The sequence below is a fragment of the Nonomuraea sp. NEAU-A123 genome (assembly GCF_018603905.1).
GTDB lineage: Bacteria > Actinomycetota > Actinomycetes > Streptosporangiales > Streptosporangiaceae > Nonomuraea.
Genome location: NZ_JAHFZZ010000002.1, coordinates 495411 through 514378, shown reverse-complemented (window position 1 = coordinate 514378; position 18968 = coordinate 495411). Strand labels below are relative to the sequence as shown.

General features: G+C 70.5%; 19 protein-coding genes. 12 read left to right on the top strand and 7 right to left on the bottom strand.

The annotated features are described in order from the left end of the window. Nucleotides 1-59 precede the first annotated feature (59 nt). Nucleotides 60-1508, bottom strand: a complete 1449-nt coding sequence (locus KLK06_RS06545; RefSeq protein ID WP_214634387.1) for a glycosyltransferase family 39 protein — start codon at nt 1506-1508, stop codon at nt 60-62. A 289-nt stretch (nt 1509-1797) separates the two neighbouring features. Between KLK06_RS06545 and KLK06_RS06540 the strand changes: the two genes are divergently transcribed. From KLK06_RS06540 to KLK06_RS06525, 4 genes are all read left to right on the top strand, one after another. Further along, nucleotides 1798-3927 (top strand): anthranilate synthase component I, encoded by a 2130-nt coding sequence (locus KLK06_RS06540; protein ID WP_214634386.1) that lies wholly within the window; start codon nt 1798-1800, stop codon nt 3925-3927. A gap of 89 nt (nt 3928-4016) precedes the next feature. Then, nucleotides 4017-5174 carry an amidohydrolase family protein gene (locus tag KLK06_RS06535; protein ID WP_214634385.1) on the top strand — a complete coding sequence of 386 codons (1158 nt, stop codon included), beginning with the start codon at nt 4017-4019 and terminating at the stop codon, nt 5172-5174. A gap of 56 nt (nt 5175-5230) precedes the next feature. Next, on the top strand, nt 5231-6124 hold the full coding sequence (locus tag KLK06_RS06530) for an ABC transporter ATP-binding protein (RefSeq protein WP_214634384.1): 894 nt from the start codon (nt 5231-5233) through the stop codon (nt 6122-6124). Beyond that, nucleotides 6124-6906 (top strand): ABC transporter permease, encoded by a 783-nt coding sequence (locus KLK06_RS06525; RefSeq protein ID WP_214634383.1) that lies wholly within the window; start codon nt 6124-6126, stop codon nt 6904-6906. Before KLK06_RS06530 ends, KLK06_RS06525 begins: the two co-directional genes overlap by 1 nt. Here the strand turns inward: KLK06_RS06525 and KLK06_RS06520 are convergent. Both KLK06_RS06520 and KLK06_RS06515 read right to left on the bottom strand, forming a co-directional pair. Continuing rightward, on the bottom strand, nt 6903-7409 hold the full coding sequence (locus tag KLK06_RS06520) for a MarR family winged helix-turn-helix transcriptional regulator (RefSeq protein ID WP_214634382.1): 507 nt from the start codon (nt 7407-7409) through the stop codon (nt 6903-6905). The two genes, KLK06_RS06525 and KLK06_RS06520, sit on opposite strands and share 4 nt — an antisense overlap. 13 nt (nt 7410-7422) lie before the next feature. Continuing rightward, on the bottom strand, nt 7423-7773 hold the full coding sequence (locus KLK06_RS06515) for a DoxX family protein (RefSeq protein ID WP_214634381.1): 351 nt from the start codon (nt 7771-7773) through the stop codon (nt 7423-7425). A gap of 155 nt (nt 7774-7928) precedes the next feature. Here KLK06_RS06515 and thyX point away from each other — a divergent pair, with 155 nt between their 5' ends. Next, a complete protein-coding gene (gene thyX, locus KLK06_RS06510; RefSeq protein WP_214634380.1) occupies nt 7929-8711 on the top strand; it encodes an FAD-dependent thymidylate synthase in 783 nt (260 codons plus the stop codon). Nucleotides 8712-8762: 51 nt separating this feature from the next. Here thyX and KLK06_RS06505 read toward each other — a convergent pair whose 3' ends face one another. Both KLK06_RS06505 and KLK06_RS06500 read right to left on the bottom strand, forming a co-directional pair. Then, entirely contained in the window at nt 8763-9071 is a 309-nt protein-coding gene (locus KLK06_RS06505; RefSeq protein WP_214634379.1) for a hypothetical protein, read from the bottom strand. Between the two features lie 3 nt (nt 9072-9074). Then, nucleotides 9075-10154 carry an exo-alpha-sialidase gene (locus KLK06_RS06500; protein WP_214634378.1) on the bottom strand — a complete coding sequence of 360 codons (1080 nt, stop codon included), beginning with the start codon at nt 10152-10154 and terminating at the stop codon, nt 9075-9077. 202 nt (nt 10155-10356) lie between these two features. Here KLK06_RS06500 and KLK06_RS06495 point away from each other — a divergent pair, with 202 nt between their 5' ends. Next, nucleotides 10357-11154, top strand: coding sequence for a helix-turn-helix domain-containing protein (locus KLK06_RS06495; protein WP_214634377.1), 798 nt, complete (start codon nt 10357-10359; stop codon nt 11152-11154). Here the strand turns inward: KLK06_RS06495 and KLK06_RS06490 are convergent. Together KLK06_RS06490 and KLK06_RS06485 are read right to left on the bottom strand one after the other, a co-directional pair. Continuing rightward, nucleotides 11151-12269, bottom strand: coding sequence for a globin domain-containing protein (locus KLK06_RS06490; RefSeq protein ID WP_214634376.1), 1119 nt, complete (start codon nt 12267-12269; stop codon nt 11151-11153). The genes KLK06_RS06495 and KLK06_RS06490 overlap by 4 nt on opposite strands. Before the next feature lie 321 nt (nt 12270-12590). Continuing rightward, nucleotides 12591-13085 carry a CAP domain-containing protein gene (locus KLK06_RS06485; protein WP_250905078.1) on the bottom strand — a complete coding sequence of 165 codons (495 nt, stop codon included), beginning with the start codon at nt 13083-13085 and terminating at the stop codon, nt 12591-12593. A 502-nt stretch (nt 13086-13587) separates the two neighbouring features. Between KLK06_RS06485 and KLK06_RS06480 the strand changes: the two genes are divergently transcribed. The 6 genes from KLK06_RS06480 to KLK06_RS06455 are packed head-to-tail and all read left to right on the top strand — an operon-like array spanning nt 13588 to nt 18918. Further along, nucleotides 13588-15165 (top strand): ATP-binding protein, encoded by a 1578-nt coding sequence (locus tag KLK06_RS06480; RefSeq protein ID WP_214634374.1) that lies wholly within the window; start codon nt 13588-13590, stop codon nt 15163-15165. A 14-nt stretch (nt 15166-15179) separates the two neighbouring features. Then, entirely contained in the window at nt 15180-15578 is a 399-nt protein-coding gene (locus KLK06_RS06475) for a roadblock/LC7 domain-containing protein (protein WP_214634373.1), read from the top strand. After that, the gene (locus tag KLK06_RS06470; RefSeq protein WP_214634372.1) at nt 15575-15931 is read left to right on the top strand and encodes a DUF742 domain-containing protein; all 357 of its coding nucleotides are present in this window, start codon (nt 15575-15577) and stop codon (nt 15929-15931) included. The genes KLK06_RS06475 and KLK06_RS06470 overlap by 4 nt, the downstream gene beginning before the upstream one ends. Then, complete coding sequence (locus KLK06_RS06465) at nt 15909-16505, top strand: ATP/GTP-binding protein (RefSeq protein ID WP_214634371.1); 597 nt, start codon at nt 15909-15911, stop codon at nt 16503-16505. Before KLK06_RS06470 ends, KLK06_RS06465 begins: the two co-directional genes overlap by 23 nt. Further along, nucleotides 16502-17698, top strand: coding sequence for a cytochrome P450 (locus KLK06_RS06460; protein ID WP_214634370.1), 1197 nt, complete (start codon nt 16502-16504; stop codon nt 17696-17698). Before KLK06_RS06465 ends, KLK06_RS06460 begins: the two co-directional genes overlap by 4 nt. Beyond that, nucleotides 17695-18918, top strand: coding sequence for a cytochrome P450 (locus KLK06_RS06455; protein WP_214634369.1), 1224 nt, complete (start codon nt 17695-17697; stop codon nt 18916-18918). The genes KLK06_RS06460 and KLK06_RS06455 overlap by 4 nt, the downstream gene beginning before the upstream one ends. Nucleotides 18919-18968: the final 50 nt, after the last annotated feature.

Here is an 18968-nt window from a genome sequence, read left to right as displayed (position 1 = left end):
GCATTACCTACCAGTAACAGATGCCCCCGGGACGCGGTACCCCGGGGGCACCCCAGGGGTCAGTCGAAGTGCTGATAGGACGGCCAGGCGACGCTCCACGGCTGCTTGAGGTCCCGGCACAGGAAGATGCCCATGCCCTGCAGCTCGTTGTCGACGCCGACGCCGTTGTCGACGCGGTCCTTCTGCTCGCAGTTCTTGTACTGGAAGTCCCTGCCGCGGGGGCCGATGTTCACCATCACCGCCACGGTGGCGCTCTCGGGCGGCGGGCCGTACTCGTGGAGCTGGTTATGGCCGCTGTAGACGCGTGGGATCCCGGCGCGCACGAGCGCGCCGTGCTCGCCGTAGCTGCCGGTCATGACGATGGCCCGCGCCTGGTCCGCCGGCGGCAACGACCCCAGCACGTTCTTGACCTTGGCCGCGAACTCCGGCCAGCCGATGGACTCGCGCACCACCTCGTCGATCGCCGGCACCGGCGTGGCGCCCACCTTGTCGACCGGGATCAGCGGCAGCGCGATCACGGCCGACACCAGGCCGTTCAGCACGAGGAACCCGCGGGCCAGCCGGACCTTGCCCAGCCCCGCCGCCTCCACGCTCACACAGCCCGCCGTGAACAGCAGCAGGATCAGGCCCGCGGTGTAGTCGAAGCGCCCACCGCTGATCAGCGTCGCCGCCGCCGCGGCGGGATAGGCGACGGCCAGCGCCCGCACCCGCCGGTCGCGCCACAGACGCAGCCAGCCGAACGCGCCGATGACGGTCACGACCGGCCCGAACAGCGTGAGCTGCATGGGCACGAACAGCACCCGCAGCTCGCCGCCCCGATCGCCGCTCAGCGCCGCCGCCATCTTGAGCTGCGGCCAGTCGTGCGTGGCCTGATAGAGCAGGTTCGGTACGGCCAGTGCCACCGCGATCAGCGCGCCACCCCACAGCCATGGGCTGGCCAGCACCCGGCGCGGCCCCACGGTCACCAGCCCGACCGCCAGCCCCAGCACCAGCATGGCGATCAGGTGCTTGTTGTAGGTCGCCAGCCCGACGATCACGCCGACGGCCGGCCACCACCGTGGCTGCTCGCGCATCAGCGCCTTGGTCATGAACAGGATGGCCGCCGCCCAGAACGGCAGGTCGAAGCTGAGCGTCAGCAGCGTGTGCCCGGCGATGAGGGTGTAGGCGCCGGTCGCCGCGCCGAGGGCGGCCAGGATCTGCGCGACCCCCCGGCCACCCAGCTCGCGCGTGATCAGCGCGGCCAGCACGACGAGAATCGCCGCGGCCAGCGCGGGCAGCACTCTGATCCCGAAGAGCGTGTCGCCGAACACGGCGATCGACAGCTTGGCCGCCATCGGCGCCAGCGCGGGCTGGTCCACATAACCCCAGGCCGGATGCTCGGCCAGCACGCGGAAGTACAGCTCATCGCGGTGATATCCATAACGGCCGCTGAGGAGCAGCAGAACCGCGAACAGCAAGATCGAGATCAGCGTGACCGAGCGCCACGCTAGTAACGGGGGGCGTTCCATGATTGCTTAAGTTAGCCGCTCGTCAGGACTCCCGTCAGGAGTAGCGCACCCCTATTTGCCGGGCATTTCCCTCAGATGGGGCCCGCCCGGCGCGGGCGCGTTGCGTGATCATCGCGTGCCGGTTACCCTTGCCACATGCGAATCTCGTTGCAGCTTCAGTGGTGGCGCCGCTCCTAGGCGGCGCGTGATTCGCATTCCTCAACGGACGGCCGCCCCGGAAGGCGGCCTTTCTCGTGTCCGCCCCCGGGGCATCAGTGTTTGAACCATCGGTTTTCGACAAGGGGCAGCAGTGGAGACGAGCGGATATACCACCGCCGGGGGCATCGGCGTCGAGCGTGAGGTACGCCAGGTGCCGGAGGAAGCGCTCGAAGAGATCGTGACGGCACTCGGCGAGAGGCGCGGTGGCGCCTTCTCCTCCGGGATGGACTACCCAGGTCGCTACAGCCGATGGGCCTTCGGCTACGTCGACCCCTGCCTGGAGCTGGTCGCCAAGGGCCGCCGGATCTCCGCCAGGGCGCTCAACGCGCGCGGCAGGGTCGTGCTGCCCGCCGTGGTCTCCTGCCTGCTGGCCGCGGGCAAGCCCGTCGAGGAGCCGACCGCCGACTTCGTCGAGGTGTACGTGCCCGAGTCGGCCGACCTGCTCACGGAGGAGATGCGCAGCCGCCGGCCCACGGTGTTCACCGCGATCCGCGAGGTCATCGCCGCCTTCCGGGGCGACGACCCGCACCTGGGCCTCTACGGCTCCTTCGGCTACGACCTGGCCTTCCAGTTCGAGCCGATCCGGCAGGAGCTCGTCCGCCCCGACGACCAGCGCGACCTGGTGCTGCACCTGCCCGACAGGCTGGTGGTGATCGACCGCCAGCGCGAGACCAGCGTCGAATACCGCTACGAGTTCACCGTCGACGGGGCCACCACCCGCGGCCTGGAGCGCACCGGCGCGTCCGTGCCCATCACCGAGCCCGCCGAGGTGCCCGCCGACCCCAAGAGGGGCGACTACGCCAAGGTCGTGGCGGCCGCCAAGGAGAAGTTCAAGCGCGGCGACCTGTTCGAGGTCGTGCCCGGCCAGGTCTTCCACGCCACCTGCACCGACCCGTCGGCGTTCTTCCGCGGCCTGCGCCACAGCAACCCGGCCCCGTACGAGTTCATCATCAGCCTCGGCGAGGGCGAGCACCTCGTCGGCGCCTCGCCCGAGATGTACGTCCGGGTGAGCGGCGACCGCGTTGAGACCTGCCCCATCTCCGGCACGATCGCCCGCGGCAGCAACCCGATCGAGGACGCCGAGGCCATCCGCACCCTCCTGACGAGCGTCAAGGAGGAGTCGGAGCTGACCATGTGCACCGACGTCGACCGCAACGACAAGTCGCGCATCTGCGTGCCCGGCTCCGTCCGGGTCATCGGCCGCCGCCAGATCGAGCTCTACTCCCGCCTGATCCACACCGTCGACCACATCGAGGGCCGGTTGCGCCCCGAGTTCGACGCCCTCGACGCCTTCCTCACCCACATGTGGGCCGTCACGGTCACCGGCGCGCCCAAGACCTGGGCCATGCAGTTCATCGAGGACCACGAGGCCACCACCCGCAGGTGGTACGGCGGCGCCATCGGCTTCATCGGCTTCGACGGCTCCATGAACACCGGCCTGACCCTGCGCACCGCCCAGATCAAGAACGGCCTGGCGACCGTCAGGGCCGGCGCCACCCTGCTGTTCGACTCCGACCCCGAAGCCGAGGAGCGCGAGACCGAGCTGAAGGCCAGCGCCCTGCTCGGCGCCCTGGCCGCGGTCAACGAGCCGCACGCCCAGCCGGTCACGCACACCCGCGAGCAGCCGGGCCAGGGCATGAAGGTGCTGCTCGTCGACCACGAGGACTCCTTCGTCAACACCCTCGCCGACTACTTCCGCCAGGAGGGCGCCGACGTGGTCACGCTGCGCCACGGCTTCCCGGCGGCCATGCTCGACGACCTGGCGCCCGACCTCGTCGTCCTGTCGCCGGGGCCCGGCTGGCCGTCCGACTTCGGCATGTCGGCGCTCATCGACCAGATCTACGCCCGCGACCTGCCGGTCTTCGGCGTCTGCCTCGGCCTGCAGGCGATGGTCGAGCACGCGGGCGGCTCGCTGGAGCTGCTCGACTACCCCGAGCACGGCAAGCGCGGCCAGGTCACCCGGCTGGGTGGCGGCGACGCACTGCTCGACGGGCTGCCCGAGGAGTTCGTCGCGGCCCGCTACCACTCCCTGCACGCCAAGCGGGCGGGCGTGGTCGGCTTCACCCCGACCGCGGTCACGCCCGACGGCAACGTCATGGCGATCGAGGACACCGAGCGGCGCCGCTTCGCCGTGCAGTTCCACCCGGAGTCGATCCTCACCGCCGAGGGCGGCGCGGGCGCCAAGGTCATCGCCAACGTCCTCCGTCTGGCCCGCCGGTGAGGCCGCCTGCCCAAAGGTGAGGATCTAGCGCGTCTTTCCGGTAGGTAAAACGGCAACAGGGGCGTGCGGAGACCACTTAGAGTCTCCGCATGCTCCCCGTAGATCTACCCGATACGGTGCGTGACGCCCTCCTCGCCCCCCTCATCGACCACCACTGCCACGGGGTGCGCCGCGACGACCTGTCCAGAGCCCAGTTCGAGCTGCTGATCAACGAGGGCGGCTGCCCGGCGCCGCCCGGCACCACCCACTTCGACGCGCCGATCGGCGCGGCCATCCGCCGCTGGTGCGCGCCCGTGCTCGGCCTGGAGCCGCACACCGCCGCCGCCCTCTACCTGGCCCGCCGGGCCGAGCTCGGCGCGGAGGAGGTCAACCGGCGGCTGCTGCGGGCCGCCGGGGTGGGGGCGTTCCTGGTCGACACCGGCATGGAGGGCGCCGAACTGCTGACGGCCGCCGAGCTGGCCCGCCACGGCGACGCGGCCGCGAACGAGGTCGTCAGCATCGAGCAGATCGAGCACGACGTGGCGGAGATGGCCCAGCTCGCCCTCGACTACATGGACAGCCTGGCCGAGGAGCTCAGCGCCTGGGCCGCCAGAGCCGTGGGGATGGCGACGGTCATCGGCTACCGGTGCGGCCTCGACTTCGACCCGTCCAGGCCCAGCAGGGGCGCGGTCATCGCGGCGGCCAACCGCCGCCTGTCCGACCCCAAGGAGCCGCTGACCGACCCGATCCTGCTGCGCTACCTGCTGTGGACCGCCGTCGACGTGGCCAGGGAGCGCGGCCTGCCGGTGCAGTTCCACGCCGGCTTCGGCGACCCCGACCATGGGTTCCACCCCGGCCTGCATCGCACCGATCCGGCCCGGATGACCACGTTCGTCAAGGCGCTGCAGCCGATCGGCGTGCCGGTGGTGCTGCTGCACTGCTACCCGTTCCACCGCCAGGCCGCCTACCTGGCCAGCGTCTTCCCGCACGTCTACGTCGACGTCGGCCTCGCGCTGACGCACAGCGCCGCCGGGTCCGCGCGGATCATGGACGAGCTGCTGGAGCTGGTGCCGTTCCACAAGCAGCTCTTCGGCTCCGACTGCCACGGCGTGGCCGAGACCGGTCACCTGGGCGCCCTCTACTTCCGCCGGGCCCTGGCCGCCACGCTCAAGTCGCGGCTCGACGCGGGGGAGTGGAGCGCCGCCGACGCCGCCCGGGTGGCCCACATGATCGGCTCCGGCAACGCCCGCCGGGTCTATCGGCTCTGAATTCCTCCTTGGGGAGGAGGTGCGATTCATCCAGAAGTCATGATAATTGCCGCACGATGAGTGCGATCGAGATTCGAAACCTGTGCAAGGCGTTCGGACCGGTACGCGCGGTCGACGGGGTGTCGTTCACAGTGGAGCCGGCGACGATCACCGGCTACCTCGGCCCGAACGGGGCGGGCAAGACCACCACCCTGCGCAGCCTGCTCGGGCTGTGCACCGCCGATTCCGGCACGGCGCTGGTCAACGGCCAGCGCTACGTCGAGCTGCCGCATCCCCTCAGCGAGGTGGGCGCGGTGCTCGAAGCCACCAACTTCCATCCGGGCCGTACGGCCCTCAACCATCTCCGGGTGCTCTGCACGGCGGCCCAGCTGCCCCGTGAGCGCGCCGCGGAGGCGCTGGAACAGGTCGGCCTCGCCGACGTGGCCGACAAGCGGGTGCTGGCCTTCTCGCTCGGCATGCGGCAGCGGCTGGCGCTGGCCACCGCGCTGATCGGCCATCCCAAGGTGCTCATCCTCGACGAGCCCGCCAACGGGCTCGACCCGGCGGGTATCCAATGGTTACGCGGCTTCCTGCGTTATCTGTCCCATGAGCAGGGCGCCGCCGTCCTGGTCTCCAGCCACGTGCTGGCCGAGGTCGAGCAGATCGTCGACAACGTGGTGATCATCGCCAAGGGCCGGCTGGTCCGGCAGGGCAGCCTGGCCGAGCTCGTCTCCAACGGCGACGCGGCCGTCAGGGTGCGCACCACACGCGCCGACGAGCTCGTCCCGGCCCTCGAACGCGCCGGAGCCACGGTCGAGCGGCATGACGGGTTCCTGCGCGTGAGCGGCCTCGAGGCCGAGAGCATCGGCCAGATCGCGCTCGACGCGAAGGTCGTGCTGAGCGAGGTCGCCCAGGAGCGCTCCGACCTGCAGCAGGTCTTCCTGGAGCTGACGGGGGAGGGGCAGGGCTGATGGCGCTGATCAAGGCCGAGCTGCTCAAGCTCCGCACCACCAGGCTCTGGTGGGTGATGCTGGCCGTCACGATCGCCTACGTGCTCCTGCAGCTCGGTCTCACGATCGGGTTCGCGGGCCAGGGCGGCGGGCCGAACGGCCAGCCCATCTTCCCCGGCAGGGACACCGTGCCCTTCCAGGAGCTGATGTGGGGGCTCGGGGCGAGTGGCGCGCTGTTCCCGATGATCCTCGGGGTCGTCATGATGACCGCCGAATACCGTTATCAGACCATCACCACCACGTTCCTCACCACGCCGAGGCGCGAGCGCGTGGTCGTGGCCAAGCTCGGTGCGGGGGTGGTCGTCGGGTTGGCCTTCGGGCTGGTCGTGCTGGCGCTGACCGCCGTCGCGGTGGCCGTGTCCGTCCCGCTGTCCCACGGTGAGCTGGTCTTGTCCGCGAAGATCCTGCGCATCGCCGCGGGCGTGCTGGCCGTGCTGGTGCTCTACACGCTGTTCGGTGTCGGGCTCGGCGCGCTGATCAAGAACCAGCTCGGCGCGATCGTCGCCGCGGTGGTGTGGGTGTTCATCATCGAGGCGCTGGTCAACGCGATCCCCGCGTTGCGCCCCGTCGGCAAGTGGACGCCGGCCGGCGCGGGCAGCGCGGTGACCAACAGCGGCGTCGATCTCGGGCTCGGCACCGACTATCTGCTGCCGGCCTGGGCCGGCGCCGTGGTGCTGCTCGGCTACGCGGTGCTCTTCTCGGCCGTCGCCTCGGCCACGACGATCCGGCGGGACATCACCTAACCGCAAGCTGTGCGGCCGGGCCGCTCCGGCCCGGCCTGCTCTCTCGGGCGTCCGTCCTCCATGCAGGCGCCGAGCTTGGCCCCGACGCTCTGCATGGCGTCGGCCAGCGCGGCGACCTGCTCGGGCGTGAGGTGGTCGAACAGCACCTCACGCAGGGCCCGCGCGTGGTCCGGGGCGATCGCGGCGACGACCGCCCGCCCCTCGTCGGTGATCTCGGCGACACTGGCCCGGCCGTCGTTCTCGTCGGGCCGCAGCCGTACGTAGCCGCGCTCGACGAGCTTGCTGACCCGGTGACTGAGCCGGCTGATCGAGACGTTGCCCAGGGTGGCCAGATCGCTGAGCCGCAACGGCCCCGTGGCCAGCGTGTTGAGCAGGCCGTACTCGATGTGGACCAGGCCGTACGTGCGGAACGTACGCTCCACCTGCGGAATGCCGACGAGCATCACCGCGAGCAGGCCCTGCCAGGCCCGCTGCTCGTCATGGTCGAGCCCCTCGACCACCACCGGACCCCCAGCGTCAGAATCGGCCGATCGCGACGATGACTGCCATCGCCAGCAGCACCAGGTTAGCCGCGAAGCTCTCCTTGCGCCTCCGGTGCACCTGAGCGGCGACGATCATGGTGATGCCGAGGCCGACCGCCGCCAGAGGCGTGAGGATCGGGGCGATGCCGGTGGCCCAGGGCAGCACCAGACCGAGCGCGCCGAGCATCTCCACCGCGCCGATGGCCCTCATCTGCGGCTGGCTGAACTCCTCCACGTACGGCATGCGAGCCTTGAACTTGTCCTTGGGTTGGGTGAGCTTCAGGAAGCCCACGGCGAGGAAGAGGACGGCGAGCAAGGCCTGGAGGATCCAGAGGACGACATTCATAAGTTGTCCCTTCAAGTTATTCGAGGGCTCCGACTGTAGGCCCAAAAAGTTGAAGCGACAAGTGTTCAGCCGGACCCCCGTGCCGAGTCGCGCGCAGGTCCGCGACCTGGTTTGCTGGGGCCATCACATCGCCTAACCCGAGCGGGGGCTCTTCCATGCGCACCGTCGAACCCGAGGTGTTCCTCGTCGCCCGTCCTGATCTCGACTACGACGAGCTCGCCCGCTACCTGGGCGAGGTCGGCGGGGAGAGCTGGCTGGAGCGGCTCGACCGGGGCGACCTCGACGCACAGAACCTGGCGGAGTTCGCCGGGCGCCTCTGCTACCGCTCCTTCGAGCCCGGACTCAACCCCAACGTCGTACGCATCCGCGAGGACCAGGGCGACTACCTGCGCAACATCCTGGCCAGCGCCCACGGCTCGGTGCTGGAGCACCTCAACTTCAGTTTCGTGCTGCACAACGTCAGCCGCGTGCTCACCCACGAGCTCGTCCGGCACCGGCCCGGGGTGGCCATCTCGCAGGAGTCGCTGCGCTTCGTCCGCCTCGACGAGCTGCCGTTCTGGTTCCCCGAGTGGGCCCAGTCCGACCCCGAGCTGATGAAGCGGGCCACGGCCCTACTGGAGCAGATGGAGCAGTTCCAGGTCTGGATGGCCGGTCACTTCGGGCTCGACGAGGAGGGCGTGCCGTTCTCGGAGAAGAAGCACCGCACCTCGTTCATGCGCCGCTTCGCCCCGGAGGGGCTGGCCACCGGCCTGGTCTGGACGGCCAACGTACGCACGCTGCGGCACACGATCGAGGCGCGCACGGCGGCGGGGGCCGAGGAGGAGATCCGGCTGCTGTTCCAGCACATCGGCGAGCTCATGGTCAAGGAGGCGCCCGCCCTGTTCGGCGACTACGTCATCCAGGACGGGGCCTGGGTCCCGGGCTGGCGCAAGGTCTAATCAGCAGGTGTGATCAGGGGTTTGGTCAGCAGGTGTGATCAGCCCGTGTGATCAGGCGAGCGCGGGCATGACGTAGACCTCGGCGCCCGGCGGCAGCGCGCAGTCGAGGCCGCCGAGGCCGCGGGCGTTCTCGCCGCACACGATCATGTGGATGTGCCGGCGGATGCGGCCGCAGTCGTCCCGCAGCCGCTCCTCCAGCAGCGGATGCGTACGGCGCAGCGTGTCGAGCGCGGAGCCGAGGGTCGGCGGTGCGTCGTGGTCGGCGGCGACGGCGAAGACCTTCACCTCGCTGTCGCCGCTCACCCAGCGGCGCAGCGAGTTGGGCAGGACGAAGACCACCATCATCACGTTCTTCGCCATGGGCTACAGCACCGCCGCGCGCACGCTGAGCACGTCGGGCAGGTGCCGGGCGACCGCCGACCAGGTGTCGCCGTCGTCTCGCGACCAGTGGACCTCGCCGTCGCGGGTGCCGAAGAACAGCCCCGCCTCGCCGGCGGTCATCGCGTCACGCAGCACGCTCGCGTGCACCGGCCCCTCGGGCAGCCCGCGCTCCAGCGGCTGCCAGGTCTCGCCCGCGTCGTCGCTGCGGAAGACCCGGTAGCGGTGATCGACCGGGGTGCGGTCGATGTCGGCGTTCAGCGGCAGCACGTAGACCGTGTCGGGCCTGGCGGGATGGACCGCGATCGGGAAGCCGAAGTCGGACGGCAGCGACGAGCCGATGTCGTGCCAGGAGCCGCCGAAGTCGTCGCTGCGGTAGACGCCGAAGTGGTGTTGCAGGAAGAGCCGCTCGGGCCGGGCCGGGTGCATGCCGACCCGGTGCACGCACTGCCCGTATTCGGGATATTGCTGCCCCTCCGGCATGAACGGCGCGCGGATGCCCTGGTTGGCGGCCTCCCACGAGCTGCCGCCGTCGGTGGTGCGGTAGAAGCCGCCCGTCGACACCGCGATGCCCATGATCTCCGGGTCGGCCGGATGGCTGATGATCGTGTGCAGGCACAGCCCGCCGCCGCCCGGCTGCCAGTGCTGCCGGTGGGGGTGCTCCCACAGGCCCGCGACCAGCTCGTAGGTGACGCCGCGGTCTTCCGAGCGGAACAGCGCGCCCGGCTCCACCCCGGCCCAGACCACTTCGGGCTCGCAGGGCGACGGAGCGAGCTGCCACACCCGGGTCAGCGTGGCGCCGGTCTTCTCGGGGAACGCGATGGGGGGACGCTCCGCCTCCTGCCAGGTCTCGCCGAGGTCGTCGGAGTACATCACCGAAGGGCCGAAGTGGCCGTACTCGATGCCCGCGAGGATCCGGGGCGCGGTGCCGCGCGTGTCGATGGCCACCGAGGTCACCCCGACGGTGGAGAACTGGATCGGTGCGACCTCGAACGGGCCGCCGTCGGACGAGCGGGCGAGGAACAGGCCCTTGCGGGTGCCGATCGCGAGCACTGCGTCGCTCATGTCAAGCTCCCATCGCTCCCGTGTTCGCTTCTGGCCATCGTGCCACGCCCTGACCAGGAGCGCCGAGGACTGGGCGATTTGCTGCGCGATTACGCAAGCGGTAGGAGAGCCGCGCAGGCCACCGGCGCTGCCGAGGGGCTGCCGTGCCCTCTTACGTGGGAGGTAATCGCCCCGCTTCCCTCCTATCGATAGGTTTGCGGGCATGGGAGCGCTTGCTATCGAAGATGAGTCTTTTGGGGATCTGCTGCGGTCCTGGCGGCAGCGGCGGCGCGTGAGCCAGCTCGATCTGGCGATCGAGGCCGAGGTGTCGGCTCGCCACCTCAGTTTCCTCGAGACCGGGCGCGCCCGGCCGAGCCGCGAGATGGTGATGAAGCTGTCGGAGGAGCTGGAGGTGCCGCTGCGCCACCGCAACCGGCTGCTGGTGGCGGCGGGCTTCGCGCCGCTCTTCCCCGAACGCGAGGCGCGCGCCCCCATCGTCCGGCAGGCGCTCGACAAGATCCTCGCCGGGCACGAGCCGTACCCCGCGCTCGTCGTGGACGCCGCCTGGAACCTGGTGGCGGCCAACTCGGCGGCGGCCATGTTCATGGACGGGGTGCCCGAGGAGCTGCTCAAGGAGCCGGTCAACGTGATGCGGCTGTCGCTGCACCCCGAGGCGATGGGCGGCCGGCTGGTCAACCTCGCGGAGGTCCGCGCCCACCTGCTGCACCAGTTGCGCCGGCAGGCGGAGGCCTCGGGCTCCGGGCAGCTGGCCGAGCTGCACGACGAGCTGGCCGCCTACACCTACCCCGGCGTGGACCTGAACGTGGCGCACGTGCCGGGACCGGCCGACATCCTGGTGCCGCTGCGGATCAGGCACGGGACACGGATCCTGTCGATGTTCACCACGATCGCCACGTTCGGCACACCGCTGGACGTCACGGTCGCCGAGCTCGCCATCGAGACGTTCTGGCCCAACGACGACGAGACCGCCGCCGCCTTCCAGCAACTCTCCGGTTCCTAGCGTTCTCCCTGCACGATGTCGCGGTGGATGCGTGACAGGGGTACGCCGTCGATCTGCATCCGCCGGACCGTCTCGTTGACCATCCCGGGTGGCCCGCACACGTACACCTCGTGATCGGCCCACGAGTGGAAGCGCTGCGTGACCTCCGGCAGCCGGCCGCGCATCCCGTCGTAGGAGGGCTGGCCGGACACCACCGGCAGCACCCGCAGCCAGGGGAAGGACGCCTCCATGCGGATGAGGTCGGGCAGGTCGTACAGCTCCGCCGCCGTCCGCGCGCCGAACAGCAGGTGGATGTTGGGACGGCGGCCCGAGGCGATGATGTGCTCGATGATCGCCTTGATCGGCGCCAGCCCGGTGCCGCCCGCCACGCACAGCACGTCGCGGGAGCTGCGGTCGCACAGCGTCATCGTGCCCATCGGCGGCCCCAGCATGACCGTGTCGCCGATGCGGGTCTCCCTGGTCAGGGTGGTGGACACCCAGCCGCAGGGGACCGAGCGCACGTGCAGCGTGATCGTGTTGTCCACGCGCGGCGCGTTGGCGATGGAGAACGTGCGCCAGACGCGCGGCCACCGCGCGACCTGCACGTTGACGTACTGGCCCGGCGTGTACGGCAGGCGCTGCGTCGGCCGCAACGTCAGGACGGCGATGTCCGCCGTACGCAGCTCGTGGTCGACGACCTCGGCCAGCCACCACGCGGGCGAGACCCCGGAGTCGGACTCGGCCGACTCGATCATGAGATTGGCCGCGACCGTGTACGCGGCCACCCAGGCCGCTTCGATCTCCTCGTCCCAGATGTCGGCGGCGAACCGCTTGATGGTCGCCAGTAGGGCGTTGCCGACCGCGGTGTAGTGCTCCGCGATCACGCCGTACTTGCGGTGGTCCCGCCCGAGCTGGCGGAGGAAGGACGCCAGGCTGTCCGGGCTGTCCAGACTCCACACGATGCGAGTCAGAGCGCTGAAGAGCCGGTCGCGCTGCATGTCCATGGCCGGGGGGAACATGCCCCGCAGGTGCGGACTCTCGGCGAACAGCCGGCCGTAGAAGTAGGCGGTGGCCTTGTCGGCCACCGGCTCCACGACGGCGAAACTCTCTTTTACCAGGCGTGGATTCAACGACATGAAATTAACCCCACCCTTTGACCGGAATATCATTCCGGCCGTGTCGTTACACCTCCCTGACGGCTCCGGGTGATGAGCGCTCGGCGGGCCCCGGCTCGACCGCTCGCTCGAATTCGAGTCTTACACCACCTCCTGGGCGTCACAACCGTTTCGCCCCGATACAGTGCTGACCAGAACTTTCCGTGACGGTAACGTGATTTTCCGCATTCATTTGAGGTGGATTCGGTCATCAAAAGTGAAAATGTGTCGTATTCGCATAGTATGGCGGAGGCGATCGGGCCGTAGGGGAGCCGCCGGCTGGCACGGCTCCCGGACCGGAAGTCAGGCGGGCCGTACGTTCTCCGCGAAGCGGCCGAGCTTATTGCCGGGCTCCTCGAAAACGAAGATGATGTACGTCTCGAAGAAAACCGGTCCCTGTCCGGCCACCCGTCCGGCGCCCATCCTCCGGCTGCCCTTCCACACCAGTTGGGTGAAGTGACCGCAGTCGGCGACGTTCTCCGGGTTGCCGAAGTCGTAGCCTTTGATTTCGTCGTACCATTCAGCAACCGCTTTCCCGGCGGCGAGCGGCCGCTTTTTCGAACCGGCGCCCCAGAAAAGGTTCTCCCCGGTGCCTTCTCGTAGTCCGTCGTGCCCGGCCTGCGTGTCCGGATATTCCGATCGCGACGCCGCGCGGGACCTGGCGTACTCGACGAGCTCCGGGTCCAGGACCAGCGGTGGGGCGTGATGCTTGGCACGATGGGCATTGGCCTCGGCCAGCGCCTCCGCGAGGAAGCCGTCGCTCGTGGCGTCGGGGAGAGGGGGGCGTAAGCCTGCCATCGTCAGCACCTCGTTCGCGACCGGCCGGATGCGAATAAGGCATTGTTCGTCCGCACAATGAGTTCCCTTCCTGTGGCTCCGCGCTTTCCCATGGATTGTGGGCGACGGGATTTGTCGCTACAAGGGGCATAGGGGTCCAGGTGTCATCGGGAAACGTTTTCGGGTGGTCCTTATCGGGCTATTCCTGGCTGGATGGGAAGACGCGATTCATTGACAAGGTGGGCCGGGAATGTGTCAGGCGCGCCGCCGTCCGCAAAGGGGACATGTCAGGACAAATAGGGATAAATGGCACCTTTGTGATATATCTGACACGCGGCGGGGAATGGATTGACTGATTCAGTAGAGTCGGAATAATCGGATCTTGGCGGATGTGTCACCACTGGGAGTGACGCAGAGGCAACGGACTGGAAGGGGAGGTGCCGCTTGCTTCGGCAGAGGGGGTCTCCATCGCCGCCTCCCGCCTGAGACCAGCGCATTCTCCAGCCCGTTCGCGAAGGTGACCATGGCTCGTTCCCAACCCCCACCGCCTCAGGCCCCGGCCCGTCCGGCACGGTCACCTCAGACGCCGGCGACCCCGGCGCCGGCACCGGCGCCTCAGGCCGCGTGGCTATGGCCGGCGGCGCTGGCCCTGCCCGTGGTCGCCGCCTGCTGCGCCTTCGCCGCCCTGCTCCTCGACAGCCGGTCCGGCGTCGTCTGGGCGTGCGTGGCCGCCGCGACGCTCGCGCTCGCCACCGTGGCCGCCGTGGCGGCGCTGCGCCAGAGCCACCAGGAGGCCGTGCGCGCGATGAGCCGGCGCGAGGGCGTCATGCAGCAGCGCGAGGCGGAGTTCCAGCGCCACCTCCAGCAGCGCAACACCCAGTGGAGCAAGCACGTCGCGGCCCGCTCCAAGGCGCTGCAGGAGGCGATCAAGCACCTGGTGGAGGCGCGGATCCCGGCCGTGATCGCCCAGGACGCGGTGCCCGCGCCGTACCAGAGCCCCGGGCTCGACGAGGACGCGGCCGAGCTGCTGGAAGACGTGCTCGACGCGGTCGGCGGCGCCGCCAAGGAGGACCGCGAGCGGCAGGAGTCGCTGCGGCTGGCCCTGCTGGCGCTGGCCCGGCGCGTACAGACCTCCGCGCACCGCATCCAGGAGAACGTGTCCGTGATGGCCGAACGCCACCCCGGCAACCCGGACGTGCTCGAGACCAGCATGCAGGTCGACCACGCCGCTGCCCAGCAAGGGCGCCACGCGCAGAGCCTGGCCGTGCTGTGCGGCGAATGGCCGGGCCAGCAGTGGCCCAATCCGCTCGCGCTGGTCGACGTGGTCCGGGCCGCCGCCTCCAGGATCGTCGCCTACAAGCGGGTGGAGGTCTCGGGCGACCCGGACACCGCCGTCGCCGCCCACGTGGTCGAGCCGCTCATCCACCTGGTGGCCGAGCTGCTCGCCAACGCCACCCAGTCCTCGCCGCCGGCGACCGCGGTGCTCGTGGCGGTACGCAACGTGCAGCGTGGCGCCGTCATCGAGATCGACGACGGCGGCGTCGGCATGGACGACCACCACCTGGAGCAGGCACGCGAGATCGTCTCCGGGCGCAGGCCCGTCGACGTGGGCGAAGTGGGGGAGATCCCGCAGACCGGCCTCGCGGTCATCGGGCACTACGTGCGCCGCCACGGGTTCCTGGCCGATCTGATGCCCTCGCCGTACGGAGGGGTGCGCGCGGTCGTCCTGGTGACCAGCTCGATCGTGGAGACGCTGGAGCCGGCGGTAGCGCCGCCGCGAGCCCGCCCCCCGCGCCACGAGGCCCAGCCGATCGACCCGGCCCAGGATCACCTCGTTCAGGAACACCCCACGCTGGACGATCCCGCGCCGGACACCTCCGGCGAGCACGCCCCCGGGACGGGCGATACGACGGAAGGAATGGCGGGCGGCGCGCTGCCGCGCAGACGCTCACGCCGCGGTGAGGCCAGCTCCGACACGACGGAACCGGGCGGTGCGCGCTCCGCCGCCGCGGAGCGGCCCGCGACTCCAGAGCAGGCGGGCGAGTGGATGGCCGCCTTCTTCGACCACGACCCCGACACCGGGGACCACGACGACCGATGACGAACGGGGTACCGATGCACCAAGACCAGGACTGGATGATCGCCGAGGTCGTCTGGGTCCCAGGGGTCCGCCATGTCGTCGTCCTCAGTTCCGACGGCCTGCTGAAGGCCCGCTCGGCAGGTACGGACAGAGACGTCGCCGACCGGCTGTCGGCCGCCTGCTCGGGACTGCAGTCGCTGGCCCAGAGCGTCGGGCGCGAGTTCGGCGGCGGCAACCGGGCCGTCAGGGAGCTGATGGTGGGCTTCGAGGGCGGCTTCCTGTTCGCCCGCGCCGCCGGGTCCGGCTCCCACCTGGTGGTCATCACCGATCCGGTGGTCGACCCGCGGCTCATCGCGCAGCAGATGCAGGCTCAGGTCATCAAGATCGGCGAGAGGAACTTCAGCACCCCCGCACGCGGGGCCACGCGCAGATGAGCGGCGAGTACCACGACAGCGCGGTGCGGCCCTACGTGCTCACCCAGGGCCGGGCCCGCCCCACCCGCAACACCGTCGGCCTCGACACGCTCCTCGTCGTGGCCGACGCCGGCAAGCCGCTGCCGCCCTCGGCCACCCGCCAGGCGCGCGACCTGCTGCGCATGTTCGGGCGGCTCCTCTCGCTGGCGGAGGCGGCCGCGCACCTGCGGCTGCCGCTGAGCGTGGCCGGGATCCTGGCCTCCGACCTCGTCGACTCCGGCCACCTGATAGCCCGCTCCCGCATCCCGGAGGCCGGGCGCCCAGATCTGACAACCCTCCAGGAGGTGCTCAATGGGCTCCGCAGGCTCAGCTGACCGCTACCTCCCCGACACCGTGCAGCAGGCGGTCAAGATCCTCGTGGTCGGCGACTTCGGCGTCGGCAAGACCACGATGATCGGCGCGGTCAGCGAGATCGAGCCCCTGCGCACCGAGGAGACCATGACACAGGCCAGCGTCGGCGTGGACGACCTGGCCGGGCTGGACGGCAAGACCACGACCACGGTGGCCATGGACTTCGGCCGTATCACGCTCAGCCCGTACACGGCGCTCTACCTGTTCGGCACGCCCGGCCAGCGGCGTTTCTGGGACCTGTGGGCCGGGCTCGGCGAGGGCGCCGTCGGCGCGCTCGTCCTGGTCGACACCCGCCGCATCGAGGGTAGCTTCGAGGTGCTCGACCAGCTCGAACTCCGCGGCGACCTGCCCTTCGCCGTCGCCGTCAACCACTTCCCCGACTCCACGCGCCACAGCCCGCAGGCGCTGCGCGAGGCGCTGGACCTGGAGCCCGGCACCCCCATCGTGAACTGCGACGCCAGGAGCCGGTCCTCGTCGGTGGACGCTCTGATCGCCCTCGTCAAGCACGCGCTGGCCACGCAGAAGGGCCCCTCATGATCCCCCTGTCCGCCACCACGACCTGCCCCGACCCGCACGGCGTCTTCCGCAGGCTGCGCCGCGAATGGGGCGACGTCGCCTGGGTGGAGCTCGAACCGGGCGTCGGCGCCTGGCTCGTCATGGGCTACCAGGAGCTGCTGACCATCACCCGGCAGGAGAAGCTGTACTCGCGCGACGCCCGCAACTGGCGGCTGTTCCAGGAAGGCGTCGTGCCGCCCGACTCGGGGCTGGGGCCGATGATGTTCTGGCGGCCCAACGTGGTCGGCGCCGACGGGGCTGAGCACCGCCGCCTGCGCCGCCCGATCGACGACGGGGTCGCCGCGATCGACCAGCGCCGCATGCGCCGCTCCGTCGAGGCCATGTGCCGGCAGCTCATCGAGGACTTCGCCGAACGCGGCAGCGCCGACCTGGTCGGCGAGTACGCGGCCGTCGTCCCGATGCTGGCCATCGCCGAGCTGTTCGGCCTCGACACCGGCCAGGGCCACGAGCTGCTGGCCGCGCTGCGCGCCCTGTTCGGCAGCGCCGGGGACTCCCAGGCGGGCAACAGGAGGTTCGAGGAGATGCTCGGCGGCCTCATGCGGGCCAGGAAGGAGGCCCCGGCCGACGACCTGACCAGCCATTTCCTGGCCCACGCCGACCTGCGCGACGAGGCCGAGGTGCTGCAGTCGATGGTGGTGATGATCTCCGCCGCGCAGGAGACGACGACCACGTGGATCGCGCAGACGTTCCGGCTCATGCTGACCGACCCCCGTTTCGCGGGCCGGGTGCGCGGGGGGCGCCTGGGCGTCGACGACGCGCTGGACGAGGTTCTCTGGCGCGACCCGCCCATGACGAACATGCCCGCCCGGTACGCCCTGCGCGACACCGAGCTCGGCGGCCGGCGCATCGCCCGCGGCGACGCGCTCGTCCTGGGCCTGTCGGCGGCCAACGACGACCCGCGCGTCCACGGCGGCGCGACGGAGATCGAGCTCGGCAACCGCGCCCACCTGGCCTGGAGCGCGGGCCCGCACGTCTGCCCGGCCCCCGTCCCCGCCCGGCTCATCACCCGCACCGCGGTCGAGACGGCCCTGCACCTGCTGCCCGACGTACGCCTCTCGGTGGACGCCGCGGACCTGACTCCGCACCCGTCACCGTGGACCCGCTGCCCCGCCTCGCTGCCCGTCCACTTCAGCGCGCTTGGAGACCGTTCATGATCCCTGTAGTCACCCTCGACCCCGCCGGGACCGACCACCACGGCGAGGCCGCCCGGCTGCGGGAACTGGGTCCCGTCGTCCGCGTCGTCCTGCCGGGCGGCGTCGAGGCGTGGTCGGTCACCCATCACGCGCTGCTGGCCGACCTGCTGACCGACCGCAGGGTCAGCAAGGACTGGCACAACTGGACGGCCGTCCGTGACGGCGACATCACCGACGACTGGCCGCTGATCGGCATGGTCAAGGTCACCAACATGGTCACCGCCGACGGGCCCGAGCATCATCGGCTGCGTAAGTTCGTCACCCGGACGCTCACGCCGCGCCACGTCCAGAGCCTGCGGCCGCGCATCGCCGGGATCGTCGGCATGCTGCTGGACGACCTCCCGTCGCACGTGCGGCCCGACGGGACCGTCGACCTGCGCGAACACTTCGCCTACCCGGTGCCCATGCAGGTGATCTGCGAGCTCGTCGGAGTGCCGGAGGAGGACCGCCCCGAGCTGCGGGAGCTGGTGGACAGCATCTTCCGCTCCACCACCGCCCCGGAGGAGGTGCTCAAGACCCAGCGCGACATCTACCTGCTGCTGGACCGGCTCGTCGCCGCGCGCCACGCCGAGCCCGGCGACGACCTGATCAGCGCGCTGATCGCCGCCCAGCGCGACGACCCGGAGCGGCTCACCGACGAGGAGCTGGTCGGCACCCTCTGGCTGATGCTCGCCGCCGGGCACGAGACCACGCTCAGCCTGATCGTCAACGGCGCCCGCGCGCTGCTCACCCACCCGGACCAGCGCGCGCTGGCGGTGGCCGGCGGCGAGGACACCTGGTCGGCCGTCGTGGAGGAGACGCTGCGCTGGGACGCGCCCATCGGCAACTTCCTGGCCCGCTACCCGCTGGAGGACATCGAGATCGCCGGCGTCACCATTCCCGCCGGAGACGCCATCCTGGCCCCGTACAGCGCGGTGGGACGCGACGAGGCGCAGCACGGCTCCGACGCCGCCCGGTTCGACATCACCCGCGAGCAGCGCCGGCACCTGGCCTTCGGCGGCGGCCCCCACCTGTGCCTGGGCGCCCCGCTGGCCCGCCTGGAGGCCACCGAGGCGCTGCCCGCCCTCTTCCGCCGCTACCCCGGCCTGTCGCTCGCCGTCCCGCCCGGGGCGCTCGTCCCCGTGCCGTCCCTGTTCTCCAACTCCGCGGCGGAGCTGCCGGTCATCCTGACCGTGCCTTGACTTCGTGCGATACGGCACAGGATCTTCCGGAGAGGTGACATAACCGAAAT

Bases quoted from the DNA above. Each gene is read 5' to 3' on its own strand.
- KLK06_RS06545 (WP_214634387.1), bottom strand. From the start codon at position 1,508: ATGGAACGCCCCCCGTTACTAGCGTGGCGCTCGGTCACGCTGATCTCG.
- KLK06_RS06535 (WP_214634385.1), top strand. From the start codon at position 4,017: ATGCTCCCCGTAGATCTACCCGATACGGTGCGTGACGCCCTCCTCGCC.
- KLK06_RS06530 (WP_214634384.1), top strand. From the start codon at position 5,231: ATGAGTGCGATCGAGATTCGAAACCTGTGCAAGGCGTTCGGACCGGTA.
- KLK06_RS06525 (WP_214634383.1), top strand. From the start codon at position 6,124: ATGGCGCTGATCAAGGCCGAGCTGCTCAAGCTCCGCACCACCAGGCTC.
- KLK06_RS06515 (WP_214634381.1), bottom strand. From the start codon at position 7,773: ATGAATGTCGTCCTCTGGATCCTCCAGGCCTTGCTCGCCGTCCTCTTC.
- thyX (WP_214634380.1), top strand. From the start codon at position 7,929: ATGCGCACCGTCGAACCCGAGGTGTTCCTCGTCGCCCGTCCTGATCTC.
- KLK06_RS06505 (WP_214634379.1), bottom strand. From the start codon at position 9,071: ATGGCGAAGAACGTGATGATGGTGGTCTTCGTCCTGCCCAACTCGCTG.
- KLK06_RS06500 (WP_214634378.1), bottom strand. From the start codon at position 10,154: ATGAGCGACGCAGTGCTCGCGATCGGCACCCGCAAGGGCCTGTTCCTC.
- KLK06_RS06495 (WP_214634377.1), top strand. From the start codon at position 10,357: ATGGGAGCGCTTGCTATCGAAGATGAGTCTTTTGGGGATCTGCTGCGG.
- KLK06_RS06490 (WP_214634376.1), bottom strand. From the start codon at position 12,269: ATGTCGTTGAATCCACGCCTGGTAAAAGAGAGTTTCGCCGTCGTGGAG.
- KLK06_RS06485 (WP_250905078.1), bottom strand. From the start codon at position 13,085: ATGGCAGGCTTACGCCCCCCTCTCCCCGACGCCACGAGCGACGGCTTC.
- KLK06_RS06480 (WP_214634374.1), top strand. From the start codon at position 13,588: ATGGCTCGTTCCCAACCCCCACCGCCTCAGGCCCCGGCCCGTCCGGCA.
- KLK06_RS06475 (WP_214634373.1), top strand. From the start codon at position 15,180: ATGCACCAAGACCAGGACTGGATGATCGCCGAGGTCGTCTGGGTCCCA.
- KLK06_RS06470 (WP_214634372.1), top strand. From the start codon at position 15,575: ATGAGCGGCGAGTACCACGACAGCGCGGTGCGGCCCTACGTGCTCACC.
- KLK06_RS06465 (WP_214634371.1), top strand. From the start codon at position 15,909: ATGGGCTCCGCAGGCTCAGCTGACCGCTACCTCCCCGACACCGTGCAG.
- KLK06_RS06460 (WP_214634370.1), top strand. From the start codon at position 16,502: ATGATCCCCCTGTCCGCCACCACGACCTGCCCCGACCCGCACGGCGTC.
- KLK06_RS06455 (WP_214634369.1), top strand. From the start codon at position 17,695: ATGATCCCTGTAGTCACCCTCGACCCCGCCGGGACCGACCACCACGGC.